This is a genomic window from Parabacteroides sp. AM58-2XD (assembly GCF_003463685.1).
GTDB classification, from domain to species: Bacteria; Bacteroidota; Bacteroidia; order Bacteroidales; family Tannerellaceae; genus Parabacteroides; species Parabacteroides segnis.
The window spans coordinates 1-18,318 of the sequence record NZ_QSDP01000087.1; the positions used below are offsets into that span (position 1 = coordinate 1).

Sequence of the window (18,318 nt, forward strand, 5' to 3'; positions counted from 1 at the left end):
CAGCGTCCCCGTTATACTCCCAATCCATTCCATACGGAGAGTCTCCATTACAATGCGGAGGAGGATTATTACGTTTGTCCTATGGGGCAGCACATGAACCGTATAGGAATCAGACGTGACAAAACAGCTAGCGGATACGTCACCGAAAGTGCCCGGTATAAAGCACAAAGATGTGAAGGGTGTCCTTTACGTGGCAGTTGCTTTAAAGCCCGGGGGAACCGTATTATAGAAGTCAACCACCGGTTAAACCAATACAAACGGCAGGCACGGGAAAGGTCACTCTCGGAAGAAGGCATCAGGCATAGGGGAAGGCGATGTATAGAACCGGAAGCAGTTTTTGGACAAATGAAACACAACATGGCATATAGAAGGTTCCGGCATGTGGGAGAAGACAAGGTTACAATGGACTTAGCCTTCTTTGCTATAGCTTTTAATATCAAAAGGATGTGTACAAAACTACTAAAAGCAGGAAAGAGAAGGAGTACACACACTATATTTATCTTTATCAGACCACGTGTGACTCAACATACGACGAATATTAAGCCTTATTACCTAATTACTGAAAAAATAGTCGCATAGACAAAAAAAAGAGGAACGACTATTTTAAGATAAAAAAGGAGATGTGTCTTAGTTTTGACATACCCCCACTCGATTCTCCTTACCTCCCGGCAGTCATCTTTTATAGGGGATAAAACTTATAGGTACTATAGCCGACGGAACAACGGACGTGAACGGCAATACGATTCAGACGGATGCCACGCTGGATGCCGGTGTGATGGAGCAACGGCTCTGGCATGAACTTTATGTCTATGAGAATGATGGTACGGATGCCGCCTCTGCCACTTCGGTCGAGATCAAAGGCAAGTTCCGCAATTCGCCGTTCAGCCGTGTGATTCTTTTTATCAATAAGGACAAACAGCCGGTCATCATTGAACGCAACCACCGCTACCTGATTCGTATCAATCCGGCTCCTGACCTGTCGGATATCTCCTTCAATATCCAGGTGACGGGCTGGAATGCCGTCGACACGGTGAACGTGAAACCGACGCAGAAGGTGGTGCCGGAACTGGGGAACTTCGCTACCGGCTTCGAACCGGATCTGAATAATGGTATCGCAGTCGATCCGGCAGACGCCACCTTCACCTTCGATGCGGTGAACCCGTTCGACACGGATTATGCTCTGGCTCCCGAACCGGATGATGCGGAAGATGCCGCCGCCGATGAACATTATCTGGATTGGCTGTCCGTCTCATCATCCGACCCTGTAGTAGTCACAAAAGCCTCGACCGGCTACAAGCGCACCTACACAGTCACCGTCGGAGAACAGACCGTCGAAGGCACCCGCCGCGCCTTGCTCCTGATCCGCAACAAAACGAACGTCACCGCCCGCGACACGTTGCATATCAGCCAGACAAAAGATACGGCTCCGGCGCCATAGTGGCAATGATGTGGTAATAACAGAAACAACTTAATAATTATGAATAAAACAGACTTAATAAAAACAATGGCATCCCGGACCGGGTGTACGGAGGTCGCTGCGCGGCAGATGGTGGAGATGCTGATGGAGGTGATGGAGGAGGGGCTGAGTGACGGGAACGATATTGTCCTGCAAGGCTTCGGCACTTTCCGTCCCTGGAAACAGAGTTTTCGTGCAGGCCGTAACCCCGTACCGGAGAGAGTTGTCCGATCGCTCCCCCGTACCAGCGTCAGGTTTAAGGTTGGTAAGAATTTGTTGAGAGCAATGAATAAACGTTAACACGGATCGCGTTCGTTCCGTTATTTATGGCGGGGACTTTTCACTATCAACAGGATAGCATGAAAAATCCCCGTTTTTGTTATGGAAAGAAATTTACTTATCCTATGTGCTTATTGAAAATATTTATCTACTTTTGTGCTCTAAAACATTAAAATAAACCGAACAAAGATGGCTGCAACAAAACGTATTAAGCGTGCATTAGTCTCTGTATACCATAAAGAGGGACTGGATGAAATATTAAAGAAACTTCATAGCGAAGGTGTAACCTTCGTGTCAACAGGTGGAACTCAGACATTTATTGAATCATTAAACATCCCTTGCGATGCAGTGGAAGACTTGACCGGTTATCCTTCTATCTTGGGAGGACGTGTTAAGACTCTTCACCCGAAAGTTTTTGGAGGTATCCTCAACCGCAGAGATAACGAAGGCGATAAAGCGCAGATTGCAGAATACGAAATTCCTGAAATCGACCTGGTGATTGTAGACCTCTATCCGTTTGAAGAAACAGTAGCTTCAGGCGCAGAAGAACAGGCAATTATCGAAAAGATAGATATAGGCGGTATCTCATTGATCCGTGCCGCTGCAAAAAACTTTAAAGATGTAGTGATCGTAGCATCCAAAGCACAGTATCAGCCGTTGATGCAGGTGTTGAATGAAAAGGGTGCAGAAACTTCCTTGGAAGACCGTAAATGGTTCGCTAAAGAAGCATTTGCTGTTTCATCCGGCTATGACTCTGCTATTTTCAATTATTTCGACGGAGGCGAGGGTTCGCATTTCCGTGCTGCCGTAGACCAGCCGATGCACCTGCGTTATGGTGAAAATCCTCACCAGGCTGCTAAATACTATGGCAAGTTCAACGATATGTTCGACCAGATTCACGGTAAAGAGATCTCCTACAACAACCTGTTGGATATTGATGCTGCCGTTAGCCTGATCAACGAGTTCGACGAACTGACATTCGCTATCCTGAAACACAATAATGCCTGTGGTATCGCATCCCGTCCGACTGTGCTTGAAGCATGGAAAGAGGCACTGGCCGGAGACCCGGTTTCTGCATTCGGCGGTATCTTGATTACCAACAGCGCAATCGATAAAGAAGTAGCTGAAGAGATCAACAAGATTTTCTTCGAAGTAATCATCGCCCCGGAATATACAAAAGACGCTTTGGAAGTGTTGATGCAGAAGAAAAACCGCATCATCCTGGTCCGCAAGGAAGCAAAGACGTGTCCGATGCAATTCCGTTCACTGTTAAATGGTGCATTGATGCAGGAAAAAGACCTGAGTATCCAGACTGCCGCAGATCTGGAACCGATGACTGACAAACAACCTTCCGCACAGGAAACAGAAGACCTGTTGTTTGCTAATAAACTGGTGAAACACAGTAAATCAAACGCTATCACTTTGGTAAAGAACAAACAACTTTGCGCAAGTGGTATCGGTCAGACATCTCGCGTGGATTCTTTGAAACAGGCCATTGAAAAGGCAAACGCTTTCGAATTCGATTTGAAAGGTGCCGTTATGGCTTCTGATGCATTTTTCCCTTTCCCTGACTGTGTTGAAATAGCTGATAAGGCAGGTATTACTGCTGTTATTCAGCCGGGTGGTTCTGTAAATGACAAGCTGTCTGTTGATTATTGCAACGAACATGGCTTGGCTATGGTTAAGACGGGAGTCCGTCATTTCAAACACTAAAAACAAACACCTTTATTAAAAAATGGGATTATTTTCTTTCACACAAGAAATAGCGATGGACCTGGGCACTGCGAATACCATCATCATCAGTGGTGGTAAGGTCGTAGTGGATCAGCCATCGGTAGTTGCCCTCGACCGGCGTACCGACAAAGTATTGGCGGTCGGAGAAAAGGCACGCCAGATGCATGGAAAGACGCACGAGAATATTCGTACGATCCGTCCGCTCCGCGATGGCGTGATTGCCGACTTCTTTGCTGCCGAGCAAATGATACGCGGCATGATTAAAATGATAAATCCGAAACACCGCTGGTTCTCACCTTCGCTGCGTATCGTGGTTTGTATTCCTTCGGGCAGTACTGAAGTGGAGATCCGTGCCGTACGCGACTCTGCCGAGCATGCCGGCGGACGCGACGTCTACATGATTTATGAACCTATGGCTGCTGCAATCGGTATCGGTATCGACGTAGAAGCACCCGAAGGCAATATGATCGTGGATATAGGCGGTGGTACGACCGAGATCGCTGTTATCTCGCTGGGCGGTATCGTTTCCAATAAATCGATCCGTATTGCAGGGGATGACCTGACGCTGATATTATGGAATATATGCGCCGCCAGCACAATGTGAAGGTGGGTGAACGTACTGCCGAACTGATCAAGATCAATGTCGGTTCAGCGCTGACGTTCCTGGATAATCCTCCTGAAGATTATATCGTACATGGTCCGAACCAGATGACGGCTCTTCCGATGGAAGTTCCCGTTTCTTATCAGGAAATCGCACATTGCCTGGAGAAATCGATCTCCAAGATGGAAGCGGCTATCCTGAGTGCACTCGAGCAGACCCCTCCCGAACTGTATGCCGATATCGTACGTAACGGTATCTACCTGGCTGGTGGTGGTGCTTTGATGCGCGGGCTTGACAAACGTTTGACGGATAAGATCAACATCCCGTTCCATATTGCAGAAGATCCGTTGCATGCGGTTGCAATAGGTACAGGCGTTGCATTAAAGAATATAGATAAATTTAATTTCCTTATTCGATAAGGGAAATAATGTGCCAGTTAATCAATATGCAATGTGCCAATAAAAGACGCATTCGTCGGTGTATTGATTAATTGGCATATTGGCACATTATCAAATTGGCACATTATTATTTATGCGTAAACTGCTGGACTTCCTGGTAAGAAAGAGGCATTGGTTCCTGTTCGTTTTGCTTGAGATTGTTTCGCTGATGCTGATTTATCGTAATAATGCATACCAGCGGAATATCATCTTCAGTTCGGCAAACGTATTGACAGGACATATTGCGTCCGTTTCCGGTTATGTAACATCGTATTTGAACTTGCATGAGATCAACAAGGAATTGCTGGAAAGGAACGGGCAACTGGAGATGGAATTGCTGGAGTTGCAGGACCGTCTGGATATGATGGTGGCGGATACGGTTGCTTTTGCCGGGTTTGCTCCTGATTCGACCGAGCAGTTTGCATATAGTTTTATACTGGCCGGAGTGGTGAATAACAGTGTCAGCCATCTTTCAAATTATATTACTGTAAACAAAGGAAGTAAAGACGGAATTGCACCTGATATGGGAGTTGTTTCCGAAAGAGGAGTTGTAGGAATTGTTTCGACGGTGAACGATCATTTCTCTGTGATCATACCTCTGCTTAATCCGAAATCGCAGTTGAGCTGTAAAGTGTTGGGAAGTACTTATTTCGGAGCTTTGATCTGGAAAGGGCGCGATATCCGTTTTGCCAACCTGGAAAAACTGCCGCGCCATGTGGAGTTCCAGAAGGGAGATACGATCGTGACAAGTGGGTATTCGAGCGTATTCCCGGCAGGCTGATTGTCGGTACGGTGGCAGATTTTGAAAAACAGCATGACGATAACTTTTTCTCACTGGAGGTGGAATTGGCTACGGACTTTCAGGCACTGAACAATGTCCGTATCATCAAGAATTATAATCAGGCAGAACAAAGAAGAGTAGAACAAGAGGCGAGAAGAAATGATTAATTTATTACGGGGATTGGTTTATTTCGTTGTACTGGTATTAATTCAGGTTTTGATCCTGAATAATATCCATTTCCTGCGGATTGCAACGCCGTTCCTGTATCTTTATTTTATTATAAAGATGCCGGTGGGTACGTCGCGCGACTTGGTCGTTCTTTTCTCTTTCCTTATTGGCCTGGTGATCGATATGTTTTCAAATACCCCCGGAATGCATGCGACAGCCTGTACGCTGGCCGGATTTATCCGTGAACCGCTGATCCGCTTTTTTATGGGGAAGGACTTGCCCGAGGGGATTTATCCTTCCTATAAGACCTTTGGCTATGGTGGCTTCTTCCGGTATGTGCTTTCATTTGTGGTGATCCACCATGTCACTTTATTCCTGATCGAATCGTTGACGCTGTTCGATCCGTTATTCCTTGCCATCCGTATCGGAGCGAGTGTGGTAACGACTACATTGTTAATTTGTACAATAGAAGCATTCAATATAGAGACACAAAAGAGTGGAGACTAATACGAAGTATACACTTGAGAACAGGCGCTATGTGATAATAGGCGCTGTGGTTCTGCTGGTTCTCGTCTTTATCATCCGTTTATTCTACCTCCAGGTGGTTGAGAACGATTATAAAGCATGGGCAGACAGCAATGCGTTCCTGAAAAAGACTTTGCCGCCTTCACGCGGAATGATTTATGACCGTAATGACAACCTGCTGGTTTATAACCAGCCGGCTTACGATGTGATGCTTATCATGCGCGAAATCCAGCCGTTCGATACGTTGGATTTCTGTAATATCCTGAGTATTACAAAAGAACAGTTTGAAAAACGGATCGCTGAAATAAAGAACCGGCGGTTGAATCCGGGATACTCGTCGTATGTCCCACAACTGTTTATGAACCATCTTTCGGCTCAGGAGTGCGGGGTATTGCAGGAAAAACTATATAAATTCCCGGGCTTTTATATCCAGAATCGTACGATCCGCCAATATGAATATCCTTATGCGGCACATATACTGGGTAATATCGGTGAGGTGAACCGGAAAGATATAGAAAAAGACGATTATTATGTACAAGGCGATAACTCTGGGCGCGCGGGTGTTGAACGTTCTTATGAAAAGGAACTGCGCGGGGAGAAAGGTGTGGAGATTCTCTTGCGGGATGTGCATGGTCGTATCAAAGGGAAATATGATGACGGGAACAGCGATATAGCTCCTGTTTCCGGTAAGAATCTAAAACTTGCGATCGATATTAATTTGCAGGCTTATGGAGAAAAGTTGATGAAGAATAAGGTTGGGAGTATCGTGATGATCGAGCCGGAGACGGGCGAAGTTCTTTGTATGGTCTCTTCTCCTAATTATGATCCGAGTTTATTGGTCGGGCGCCAGCGTGGGAAAAACCATAAGATGCTGGAAGAAGATCCTCAGACTCCGCTTATCGACCGTTCCATAACCGGTTATTACCCTCCCGGTTCTACATTTAAACCGACACAGGGACTGATCTTTTTACAGGAAGGGGTGATAACGCCCGAAACCATGTATACTTGTGCACATGGATATACTTTCTCATCGAAAAGAAAGCCCGCTTGTCATGGGCATATGTCTCCTTTGAGCCTGGTTCCGGCTTTGGCAACTTCCTGTAACTCTTATTTTTGCTGGGGACTGCATGATATGCTGGATAGCCGCCGTCGTTACCCGACTATACAGAAAGGTTTTGAGGTCTGGAAGAATCATCTGGTTTCTATGGGATACGGTTATAAGTTGGGAATCGATTTGCCTGGTGAACGGAGAGGTTTTATTCCGAACAGTGAATTTTATGATAATTATTATCATCGCTGGACTTCAACAACGGTCATATCTATTGCGATCGGCCAGGGAGAAGTAACCGCCACGCCGTTGCAGATCTGTAACTTGGCGGCAACGATCGCCAACCGGGGCTATTTTATTACTCCTCATGTCGTAAAAGAAATACAGGATACCCCTTTGGATTCGCTTTATACAGAAAAACGTTATCCGACGGTGGATTCAAAATATTATGAAATAGTGGCAGAAGGTATGCGTAATGCAGTACTGGGAGGGACTTGTTGGGCTGCGGCGATACCGGGCATTGAAGTATGCGGAAAAACCGGTACGGCCGAAAATCCTCATGGAAAGGATCATTCCGCTTTTATCGGTTTCGCTCCTTATAAAAATCCGAAAGTCGCTATCTGCGTATATGTCCAGAATGGCGGTTTCGGGGCAGCGTTCGGAGTGCCTATCGGAAAGTTGATGATGGAGTTGTATCTGAAAGGTGAGATTGCATCTGAGGATAAGGCATTGGAAGAAAAAATGGTGAATTCGGTTGTTACCGAAGATCATGTTTATTTATTTACGGGAAATAGTGGGGTATAGAAAGACTGAAATATGGAAAACGATTGACTGGTTTACCATCATCTTTTATTTGTTGATGATAGTGGCCGGTTGGTTTACGATTTGTGGTGCCAGCTTTGAGTTTGACAGCATGAGTTTATTTGACATAAATGGGCGTCCGGGGTCGCAGCTGATGTGGGTGGGCGTTTCGATGGTGGTTATTTTTGTCATACTGATGTTGGAAAGCGATTTCTTTGATGTCTTTGCTTACCTGATCTATGCGGGAATTATCGTTCTGCTGATAGCGACCATCTTTTTTGCTCCCAATATAAAGGGGTCCCATTCTTGGTTGCAGCTGGGTTCTTTTCGTATACAACCTGCTGAGTTTGCGAAGTTTGCTACAGCTCTGGCAGTGGCCAAGTTTATGAATTCCTATGGATTTCAGCTGACTACTGTCAAGAACTTCTCTATAACGCTTCTGTTGATTTTCCTGCCGATGATCTGTATTATTCTGCAAAAGGAGACTGGCTCGGCTTTGGTTTATTTTGCTTTTTTTCTGATGTTGTACAGGGAGGGGATGTCCGGATATATTTTGCTGGCCGGTGTTTGTGCGGTGGCGTTTTTTGTAACTACGATGAAATTTTCGGATGTAGTAGTAGGTGCGACGGATATGGGAGAGTTGATTGTTTCCTCCATGATACTGGTTATCTCCTTTTTTCTTGTGGCGACAGTTCGCAGGGACAGGATGGCATTGCAGGTTATGCTTGGAGGAACGGCTATCGTATATTTGGCTGCTTATATTACGTCCTTGTTTGTTCCCGTAAACTTTGCCTGGGTTTCGATGGGGTTGGTCGGACTGGCTGTCGTTTACCTGGTATATCTTTCTATGCGTAACTGGGTCTGGCATTATGCACTGATCGCCGCCTTTGCTTTGGGATCGATGGCCTTCATGTATTCGGTGGATTATGTGTTCGATGAGATACTGGAACCCCATCAGCAGATCCGTATCAAAGTTTCGTTGGGATTGGAAGATGATCCGAGCGGTGCCGGTTACAACGTGAACCAGTCGAAGATCGCTATCGGGTCGGGCGGACTGACCGGGAAAGGTTTCCTAAACGGGACGCAAACAAAACTGAAATATGTGCCGGAACAGGAAACGGACTTTATTTTCTGTACCGTAGGAGAGGAGCACGGTTTTGTCGGGTCCTCTGTGGTGCTGATCTTGTTCGGGATATTTATCATCCGGCTGGTCATTCTTTCCGAGCGGCAGAATACAACTTTTGCCCGGGTGTATGGCTATAGCGTAGCCTCCATCTTTTTCTTTCACCTGGCGATAAATGTGGGAATGGTAACCGGAATAACGCCCGTAATCGGCATTCCCTTGCCTTTCTTCAGCTATGGAGGCTCTTCTTTGCTGGGATTTACAATATTGTTGTTTATCTTCCTGCGCCTGGATGCTTCCCGGAGAGAGCGATGATCAATTAGTCTTTTCTACTCGGAACCCGATTTCCTGGATTCCTCTCAATGTACTGTCGCGCATTCCCTGGCGGAAACTGAACGTGTACATTCCCGGGTGTTCGAATTTATAGTTGGTCCGTATCGGAAAGCTGGATTGGAACAGGGATATGCCATGCCCGTGCCATTTTCCGAACTCATCAGCCAGCACACATTCTATCGTATCCCGTTTCAAAGGACCGATTGGCTGCTCTTCATTGCAGAAAAGCCAGAGGTTCTGGTAAGGATACATATTATTATTACGAACCTCGAATGTAAGGTTGTAGGGAACGGAAATGTCGTCTATATGAAAAGAGAAATAATATTCCTTATCCTTCCCCCACATTGTATTATCAATGGCCTGGTACTGATCGTACAAGGCCTGTTGATCGCAGGAGAAGCATAAGGATATGAAGAGAACGACAATGAATCCTTTAAGCTTCGGGCTTATTTTCCGGTTTGTTGCCCGGTTTAGCTTGCTGCTGAGGTTTGTCATTATTCGCTTGCTTGTCATTATTGCCTTTAGGTTTTTGTCTGTTTCTGTTATTCCGGTTATTGTTGTTACGGTTGTTGTTACCGTTATTATTAGCGTTACCACCTTTGCTACCGTTGTTGTTGCCGGAAGGCCTGTTGTTGTTATCGTTGCCCGGCTGTCTGTCGTTATTGCCCGGCTGCTGCCTGTCGTTGTTAACGGGTCTGTTACCGGCCTGTTTGTTGTTTACCGGCCTGTTGTTTCCGCCTTCGCCACCGGCAGAAGTGTTCGCATTGTTTCCGCCACCATTGCCGTTATTGCCTCCGTTGTTTCCTGCCGGACGTTTTTTCTTCTTTTTCTTGACCGAGTCGAAACGGGTAACGCTGTCCTGGCCGAGAATGTCCTGAGCATCGCGTTTAGGCGGCTGAGGTTTGGTGTCGGCTTCCAGTGTGACCGGTTTGCTTCCTTTCTTATTCATATTGATCACGTCGAATGCACGTTCGGCTGTTATCGTTATCAGGTTCGCGGCAAATGATTTGTCGGTAGAATAAGTTATCTCGCGTTTGAAGATGTCTGTCTTGAAATGGTAGTAGTTGTTATCTTTCGTTTCAAGTACAATCTCCCTCGAGGGCAGGCGTTTCTGAGCTTCCACATAAGCGTCCACTTCGTAATTGATACAACATTTCAGTTTTGCACATTGTCCGGCGAGTTTCTGCGGGTTCATGGAAATATCCTGGTAACGGGCGGCACCGGTAGCCACCGAAACGAAGCTGGTCATCCAGCTGGAGCAGCAAAGTTCGCGTCCGCAAGGTCCGATACCTCCGATACGCCCAGCTTCCTGGCGGGCTCCGATCTGCTTCATCTCGATACGTACGCGGAATGCTTCGGCCAGGACTTTGATCAGCTGGCGGAAGTCGACACGTTCGTCTGCGATGTAGTAGAAAATAGCCTTGTTGCCATCCCCCTGGTATTCTACGTCACCGATCTTCATGTTCAGCCCCAGGTCTGCTGCGATCTGGCGTGAACGGATCATGGTTGCATGCTCTTTCGCTTTCGCCTCTTCGTATTTCTCGATATCGGTGGGCTTTGCCTTGCGGTACACTTTTTTAGGTTCGTATCCTTCTCCGGTACGTATATTGTTCTTTTTCATTTGAAGAAGAACAAGTTTTCCGGTGAGGGTTACCGTTCCTATATCATGTCCGGGACTGGCTTCGACAGCGACCATATCTCCTTTTTCGAGAGGTATTTTGGAGCTGTTCAGGAAATAACCTTTCCGGGTATTTTTGAATTGTACTTCTACATAATCGGTTGCATTTTCCGCATCAGGTACGTCGCAGAGCCAATCGTAGGTATTCAGTTTTGTATTTTGTATTTTGCTGCATCCTTTTTTCCCCATGCAGCAGCTTCCTTTATTTAGTTTGAAATCCATTTTCCGGTAATATATATGTTTTATAATGTGTATGGTACGTACAATTACGCAAAAATAGTCAAATATTCTCAGAGAATGAGCAAGGGATAGTAAAAAAACAAGAACAGGAAAAAAGTGAAAGGCCCCCAAGCCTGTATTTCTACCGTTTGGGAGCCTTTTATTATAAATATAGTAACAGTTTAGTCTACTAAGCCGTGACTTTTAAATACTTTGTGAATAGCTTCAAGCGCATAATCCAACTGCTCTTTCGTATGAGTTGCCATCAGGGAGAAACGGATCAGCGTATCTTCCGGAGCGACAGCCGGCGAAACTACCGGGTTTACGAAGATGCCTGCTTCGAACAGTTCCTTAACGATCAGGAATGTCAGGTCGTTGTCGCGGATGAACAAAGGAATGATCGGAGTAGCCGTATGTCCGATTTCGCAACCCATGTTGCGGAAGCCGTCCAAGGCATAGTGAGTCAGTTTCCACAGATGCTCGATACGTTCCGGTTCGCTCAGCATAATATCAAGTGCCGCACCAGCTGCTGCGGTAGCTGCCGGAGTGTTGCTTGCACTGAAAATGTAAGAGCGTGAATTGTGACGGAGGTAGTTGATGGTGTCTTTATCTGAAGCGATAAACCCACCGATGGAAGCTAATGATTTACTGAAAGTACCCATAATCAGGTCGACGTCGTCAGTAACACCGAAATGGTTACAGGTTCCGCGTCCGTGATCTCCGAGAACTCCCAAACCGTGTGCTTCGTCAACCATGATGCTGGCATTGTATTTCTTTGCCAAGGCAACGATTTCCGGAAGTTTGGCTATGTCTCCTTCCATACTGAATACACCGTCGATAACGATCAGTTTCACTTTGTCGGGTTCGCATTTCTGGAGTTGTTTCTCCAGCGAATCCATATCGTTATGCTTGTATTTAAGTTTGGTTGAAAAAGACAAGCGATGGCCTCGATAATGGAGGCATGGTCCAGTTCGTCCCATAAGATATAATCTTCACGCCCTGTCAGGCAGGATACTACTCCCAGATTCACCTGGAAACCTGTTGAATACACGATTGCGTCTTCTTTTCCTACGAACTCGGCCAGACGCTTCTCCAATTGGACATGGATGTCAAGCGTACCATTCAGGAAACGTGAACCGGCACATCCCGTACCGTACTTTTTGATCGCTTCAATTGCTGCCTCTTTTACTTTAGGGTGATTAGTCAATCCTAAATAAGCATTTGAGCCAAACATCAGGACTTTTTTACCGCTGATCATCACTTCAGTATCCTGATCACTTTCGATCATTCTGAAGTAAGGATAGATCCCTGCTGCCATAGCTTTTTGAGGAGCATCGTACTTTGCTAGTTTCTCTTGTAAAAGTTTCATATTATTATTGAAGAGAATGATTTTCTCGCTTATTAAAATTCCATATATAGAATTAAGGGTTTGTCGTGTACATATTCACCTATGTTTCGGCAAATCCAGCCGCAAAAGTAGTAAAAAAATAACTTATAGTAGCCTTAATGCTTTAAAAGTTTTATAAAAGCATTATTTTTGTCGCTTCAATCTTTATAAACAGTTAGGATGGACGGGAAAAAAATAAAGGTACAGGCTATAATAAATCCTATTTCCGGGGTGGGATCGAAGAGAAAGATCCCTAAGATGATCGAGCGGATGTGCGAGAAAGGAGGATGTCCGTTGGAAATTTCTTTTACGGAATATCCGGGACATGCCAGCGAGTTGACCCGGAAAGCGATCGATGAGGGGGCTAATTGCATTATAGCAGTTGGTGGTGACGGTACGGTGAATGAAATAGCCCGTGCTATGGTTCATTCGGATGCCGTTTTGGGGATTGTCCCGAAGGGGTCTGGCAACGGACTGGCCCGCGAGCTTCATATACCGATGGATGCTAAACGGGCGTTGGACCTGATCATAAAGGGGCATGTTTCAACAATCGACTGCTGCAAAGCTAACGACCGTGTTTTCTTTTGCACCTGCGGGGTGGGGTTCGATGCGGCAGTAAGCCAGAAGTTTGCCGAGGAAAAAAGGCGCGGTTCTCTTACCTATATAAAAAATACGGTAGCAGAGTATCTGAGTTATAAACCGGAGCCGTATGAACTGTTGGTGGACAACCAGACGATCAAGGAAAAAGCCTTCCTGGTGGCATGTGCCAATGCTTCCCAGTACGGGAATAACGCTTTCATAGCTCCGCATGCCAATATACAGGACGGACGGATGGACCTGACCATTCTGTCTCCTTTTACGCCACTGGACATAGCGCCGCTGGCAATCCAGTTATTTACGAAGCAGATAGACCGGAACAGTAAGATCAAAACGATGAAGGCGCAGCAGGTTACGATCATTCGCCAGAATCCGGGTGTTATGCATCTGGACGGTGAGCCGGTTATGGCCGACAGCCGGATCGATATTTCGATCATGCCGCAATCATTGCATGTGGTTACGCCGGAAGTCGTTTCCTTTACCGAGGAAGTCCATAATTTGTTCGGTGAAGTAACCCGCTTCTTCGATAAGAAATTACCTTACATTTTCAGGTAAAAATCTTTGGTCAGAGCAATATACTCCGGGGTATACTGATGCCGGGCTTCCTCGATGGTAAGTGTATTCCGGTTTTTTGTGTCTGTACTTGCAGGAGACAATTCGACCAGTAACCGTTTGGGGTGTGCTCCCGGAATGGGGATCACGTCCGTTTGCCGGCAAATATACAGGGAATTCTTTTGAGCGGTCTCCCTGACTTCCTCCAGTTGCTCATAAGGTAATACCAATGCTATACGTCCGGCCGAAGAGAGTAATGCCCGTGCGTTTTCGACCAGTTCGGATAGAGGCAGGCTGTCCGTATGGCGTGCAACCGAACGTTTATTATCCGGACATTTCAGTGAATTGATAAAGTAAGGCGGATTGGAAACGATCAGGTCATATTTTTTCAGTGTCGTTGAGCGGGCGAAATCCGCACAGGAAGCAGGGATGACCTTTATTCTGCCGGCAAAAGGTGAAGCTGCTACATTTTCTTCCGCCTGGATACAGGCATCCTTGTCAATGTCGATCGCATCGATGTCCGCACAGCTCCGTTGGGCGAGCATCAAAGCGATGATGCCGGTCCCGGTTCCTATATCTAATATGTTTTTGCATGAGGCCGTATCCGCCCATGCTCCCAGCAATACAGCGTCTGTTCCGACCTTCATCGCGCATTTGTCATGCCGGATGGTGAACTTTTTGAATTGAAAATAAGGATTTGCCATACATATTTTTATAATGTAAGGTGCAAAAGTAGCTAGAATTGCCTGAAAAGCTGTAACTTTGGCACGTTTATTGTATCAATCTACACAATTGATAGGGAAGAAATATGATGAAAGAAAGAATGAAGAGGTTTGCCGATGAGTCGTATGACGATTTGGATGATAATATTGGGATTGTAATGCCCATCCTGACAGAGTGTGATGTGGATGAGGATTTTACAGAAGGTATAGATAAAGTAGGAAAAGTCGTTCCTATTCTTCCATTGAGGAATATGGTTCTTTTTCCGGGTGTTGCCATGCCGGTCATTGTCGGCCGGCCTAAGTCTATGCGTCTGATAAAAGAAGCAGTCCAGAAGAAAACACTGATAGGCGTTGTCTGCCAGAAAGAGATGAATACGGAGGATCCGGGTTTTGATGACCTGTATACTACCGGTGTGATCGCTGATATTGTGCGTGTGTTGGAAATGCCGGACGGTACGACAACGGTGATTCTGCAAGGTAAGAAGCGTTTTTCCCTGGATGCCCTGGAAGAAACGGAACCCTATCTGAAAGGAAAGATATCCCTGCTGGAAGATAAGATGCCGGATAAGACCGACCGTGAGTTTGAAGCGCTTATCTCAACGATCAAGGATCTGACAATTAAAATGCTGGGTTCGTTGAGCGAACCGCCCCGCGATCTGATATTTTCCATAAAGAATAATAAGAATGTTCTTTATCTGGTCAATTTCTCCTGTAGCAATATCCCCAGCGGAGCAGAAGAGAAACAGGAACTGCTGCTGATCGGTGCCATGAAGGACCGCGCATACCGCTTGCTGTTTATCCTGAACCGTGAATATCAGCTGGTAGAATTGAAAGCCTCTATCCAGATGAAGACACATGAGGATATCAATCAGCAACAAAGGGAATATTTTCTGCAACAGCAGATCAAGACTATTCAGGAAGAGCTGGGTGGAAATATAAATGAACTTGAAATACGGGAGTTACGGGATAGGGCCTTTAAGAAGAAATGGCCGGCTTCTGTTGCTGAGATATTTGAGAAAGAAGTTCGTAAGCTGGAGCGTCTGCATCCGCAATCGCCCGATTTCTCTATCCAGACTCAATATGTGCAGACTATTATTAACCTGCCCTGGAATGAATACAGCAAAGATAATTTCAATCTGACACATGCCCAGAAAGTGCTTGACCGCGACCATTACGGGCTGGAAAAGGTGAAGGAACGTATCATTGAACATTTGGCTGTATTGAAGCTAAAAGGTGATATGAAGTCGCCTATCATCTGCCTGTACGGACCTCCGGGAGTGGGTAAAACTTCATTGGGTAAATCTATCGCTGAAGCGCTGCACCGCAAGTATGTGCGTATCTCGTTAGGCGGATTGCATGATGAAGCGGAGATTCGTGGCCATCGCCGAACATATATCGGTGCAATGAGCGGCCGTATTATCCAGAATATCCAGAAGGCCGGAAGTTCAAACCCTGTATTTATCCTGGATGAGATAGATAAAGTAACGAATGACTTCAAGGGTGATCCGGCTTCCGCACTGTTGGAAGTACTGGATCCGGAACAGAACTCGACTTTCCACGACAACTATCTGGATATCGACTATGACCTGAGCAAAGTTATGTTTATCGCTACGGCAAACAATCTGAATACGATCTCACAGCCTTTGCTGGACCGTATGGAACTGATCGAAGTGAGTGGATATATTCTGGAAGAAAAAGTGGAGATTGCCGCCCGTCATCTGGTGCCGAAGCAACTGGAGGCACATGGTCTCAGCAAAGGCAAGGTAAAACTTCCCAAAAAGACATTGCAGATAATTATCGAATCATATACCCGTGAAAGCGGTGTGCGTGAGCTGGACAAGAAGATTGCCAAGATCATGCGTAAGCTGGCACGTAAAGTTGCTTCCGACGAAGCAATCCCGGCACAGATCAAACCGGAGGATCTTCACGAGTATCTGGGAGCGGTTGAATACAGCCGTGATAAATATCAGGGAAATGATTATGCCGGTGTTGTTACCGGGTTGGCGTGGACAGCGGTAGGCGGAGAGATTCTTTTCGTTGAGTCCAGCCTGAGCCGTGGCAAAGGTTCGAAGTTAACTTTGACAGGAAATCTGGGAGATGTGATGAAGGAATCTGCCATGTTGGCACTCGAGTATATTCATGCGCATGCCTCTTTGTTTGGTATCAATGAAGAGTTGTTTGAAAACTGGAATGTACATATCCATGTCCCCGAAGGAGCTATACCGAAAGACGGGCCCAGCGCCGGTGTGACTATGGTCACTTCGCTTGTCTCTGCTTTCACCCAGCGTAAGGTGAGAAAGAATCTGGCGATGACCGGCGAAATAACATTGCGCGGAAAAGTGCTTCCGGTAGGAGGTATCAAGGAAAAGATTCTGGCAGCTAAACGGGCAGGTATCAAGGAATTGATCCTGTGTAAGGAAAACCAGAAAGATATAGAAGAGATCAAAGCTGATTATGTGAAAGGATTGACTTTCCATTATGTGGAAGATATCCGTCAGGTGATCGACTTGGCTTTACTGAAAGAGAAAGTAGACAATCCGTTGTTCTGATACAATCTGTCTTTTGTCTCCTAAAGAAGTTGTTTGTTCCATAGTAATGAAACAGTTGTTTCACCCTATAGAAACATTTGTTTCATTACTATGAAACACTTTTCAGAATAAGATATAAAGGATAAAAATGTATGTTAACGTTTTTAGTTGACTACTTTCAGTCTTATATATATAAAAGGTTGACTCGGTTTAAACTTAATAATAATAACGGTTGACTTATTTCTTGCTTATTTATGAAACAGGTTAACTCTACCTGCCAGTTTTTCGCAAAAATAATCAAAATCTCTATTCACCCCAAACGGGTAATGAAAAAACACCGCGGAGGTTTGCCATACGGCTGGAGGCGCGAAGCCTCCAAAGAGTCTTAGGTTATAATCAGTCCTTACTTAATGGAAGATCTATCCTGTCATCCCCATCTCTTTCAGCCTTTTAATAGCTCTCTTACGGTAACTTATCCATCTTTTCTTCAGCTCTCCTTCACCTTCGGCGGCCTCGGAAGGTGTCATTCCGTCCAGGCTCCAGTGAGGGCGTTCGTGATTGTAAAACTCCACAGCAACTTTAACGGCTGCCTTTACTTTCCGGATCCGATAGAATACCATTCCTTTAAGCAGTTCATTCTTTATGGTATTGTTCACACGCTCGGCTACCGCATTATCCTTGGGATTTCCACTCTCTGTCATGCTTATGCGTATTTGGCAATCTTTCAAACGGCCCGTATAAGCATAGCTGGCATATTGTACACCACGATCGGAGTGATGGATTAACTCTGAGAGGTCTTTGCCGGCATAATGTCTGATGGCCATTTCCAGGGCCTCCTGAGGATATATCGTTTCTAATGTCTCCCCTACGCTATATCCTACGATTTCTTTCGTATAATAATCCGTCACCAGCGAAAGGTAACAGAATGTATATTCACCCGTAACAGGGTTTACCCAAAGAGGTATATAGGTTATGTCGCTAACTATCACCTGGCAAGGGCGACTGGGTATCAACTCTTTAACCAGATTCGGATAAAGCGGAAGGTCGTGGTTGGAGTCCGTTGTTGCAATACGCCGCCTGCGCTTACGTACTTTCAAGCCATATCGTTCTATGATGTCATAGAAACGATTGTAGCCAACGCTGTGTTCTTCTCCGAACCTGCGACGGTACATCAACCAAAGCTTATTGCCACCAATGCCGGGAGCTTTCTGACGTACTTCTTTAATAAATTCAATCACAAAGGATTCCCTGGCTAATTTGAACATTAATTTATCCACATGTTTATAGTAGGCTTGTTTACTTACACCAAGCAGACGACACATAGGGACAATGCCGTAAAGCCTCTTGTC

General features: G+C 45.7%; 12 protein-coding genes and 4 pseudogenes. 11 read left to right on the forward strand and 5 right to left on the reverse strand.

Features of this window, described 5'->3' with window-relative positions:
- The 9 genes and pseudogenes from DXA15_RS18450 to rodA form a co-directional block, all read left to right on the forward strand.
- Positions 1-579 (forward strand): transposase (locus DXA15_RS18450; RefSeq protein ID WP_199676364.1); only part of this gene is annotated, 579 nt, incomplete at its 5' end.
- Between the two features lie 148 nt (positions 580-727).
- A complete protein-coding gene (locus DXA15_RS18455) occupies positions 728-1,438 on the forward strand; it encodes a hypothetical protein (protein WP_128135001.1) in 711 nt (236 codons plus the stop codon).
- 39 nt (positions 1,439-1,477) lie between these two features.
- Positions 1,478-1,756, forward strand: coding sequence for an HU family DNA-binding protein (locus DXA15_RS18460; RefSeq protein ID WP_128135002.1), 279 nt, complete (start codon positions 1,478-1,480; stop codon positions 1,754-1,756).
- A gap of 168 nt (positions 1,757-1,924) precedes the next feature.
- Positions 1,925-3,448, forward strand: a complete 1,524-nt coding sequence (purH, locus tag DXA15_RS18465) for a bifunctional phosphoribosylaminoimidazolecarboxamide formyltransferase/IMP cyclohydrolase (protein WP_128135003.1) — start codon at positions 1,925-1,927, stop codon at positions 3,446-3,448.
- A gap of 22 nt (positions 3,449-3,470) precedes the next feature.
- Positions 3,471-4,489 (forward strand): annotated as a pseudogene (locus DXA15_RS18470) (rod shape-determining protein).
- 112 nt (positions 4,490-4,601) lie between these two features.
- Positions 4,602-5,455, forward strand: a pseudogene (gene mreC / locus DXA15_RS18475) (rod shape-determining protein MreC).
- Complete coding sequence (mreD, locus tag DXA15_RS18480; protein WP_128135004.1) at positions 5,448-5,963, forward strand: rod shape-determining protein MreD; 516 nt, start codon at positions 5,448-5,450, stop codon at positions 5,961-5,963. Before mreC ends, mreD begins: the two are co-directional and overlap by 8 nt.
- Complete coding sequence (mrdA, locus tag DXA15_RS18485; RefSeq protein WP_128135005.1) at positions 5,953-7,833, forward strand: penicillin-binding protein 2; 1,881 nt, start codon at positions 5,953-5,955, stop codon at positions 7,831-7,833. Before mreD ends, mrdA begins: the two co-directional genes overlap by 11 nt.
- The gene (gene rodA, locus DXA15_RS18490) at positions 7,799-9,268 is read left to right on the forward strand and encodes a rod shape-determining protein RodA (RefSeq protein ID WP_186959961.1); all 1,470 of its coding nucleotides are present in this window, start codon (positions 7,799-7,801) and stop codon (positions 9,266-9,268) included. Before mrdA ends, rodA begins: the two co-directional genes overlap by 35 nt.
- Here the strand turns inward: rodA and gldH are convergent, their stop codons facing one another.
- The 3 genes and pseudogenes from gldH to DXA15_RS18505 all read right to left on the reverse strand — a co-directional run bounded on the left by gldH (position 9,269) and on the right by DXA15_RS18505 (position 12,552).
- Entirely contained in the window at positions 9,269-9,799 is a 531-nt protein-coding gene (gene gldH, locus DXA15_RS18495; protein WP_233567424.1) for a gliding motility lipoprotein GldH, read from the reverse strand.
- The gene (locus tag DXA15_RS18500; RefSeq protein WP_128135007.1) at positions 9,720-11,186 is read right to left on the reverse strand and encodes a regulatory iron-sulfur-containing complex subunit RicT; all 1,467 of its coding nucleotides are present in this window, start codon (positions 11,184-11,186) and stop codon (positions 9,720-9,722) included. Before DXA15_RS18500 ends, gldH begins: the two co-directional genes overlap by 80 nt.
- Positions 11,187-11,365: 179 nt before the next feature.
- Positions 11,366-12,552: pseudogene (locus DXA15_RS18505) on the reverse strand (aminotransferase class I/II-fold pyridoxal phosphate-dependent enzyme).
- Between the two features lie 198 nt (positions 12,553-12,750).
- Between DXA15_RS18505 and DXA15_RS18510 the strand changes: the two are divergent.
- Positions 12,751-13,722, forward strand: coding sequence for a diacylglycerol kinase family protein (locus DXA15_RS18510; RefSeq protein WP_128135008.1), 972 nt, complete (start codon positions 12,751-12,753; stop codon positions 13,720-13,722).
- On the opposite strand, the gene DXA15_RS18515 is transcribed toward DXA15_RS18510, so the two are convergent.
- The gene (locus DXA15_RS18515; protein ID WP_128135009.1) at positions 13,707-14,423 is read right to left on the reverse strand and encodes a tRNA1(Val) (adenine(37)-N6)-methyltransferase; all 717 of its coding nucleotides are present in this window, start codon (positions 14,421-14,423) and stop codon (positions 13,707-13,709) included. The genes DXA15_RS18510 and DXA15_RS18515 overlap by 16 nt on opposite strands.
- 104 nt (positions 14,424-14,527) lie before the next feature.
- On the opposite strand from DXA15_RS18515, the gene lon reads away from it, so the two are divergent.
- Positions 14,528-16,990, forward strand: a complete 2,463-nt coding sequence (lon, locus tag DXA15_RS18520; RefSeq protein WP_128135010.1) for an endopeptidase La — start codon at positions 14,528-14,530, stop codon at positions 16,988-16,990.
- 398 nt (positions 16,991-17,388) lie between these two features.
- Here lon and DXA15_RS18525 read toward each other — a convergent pair.
- Positions 17,389-18,309, reverse strand: a pseudogene (locus DXA15_RS18525) (IS3 family transposase); the annotation flags it as partial.
- Positions 18,310-18,318: the final 9 nt, after the last annotated feature.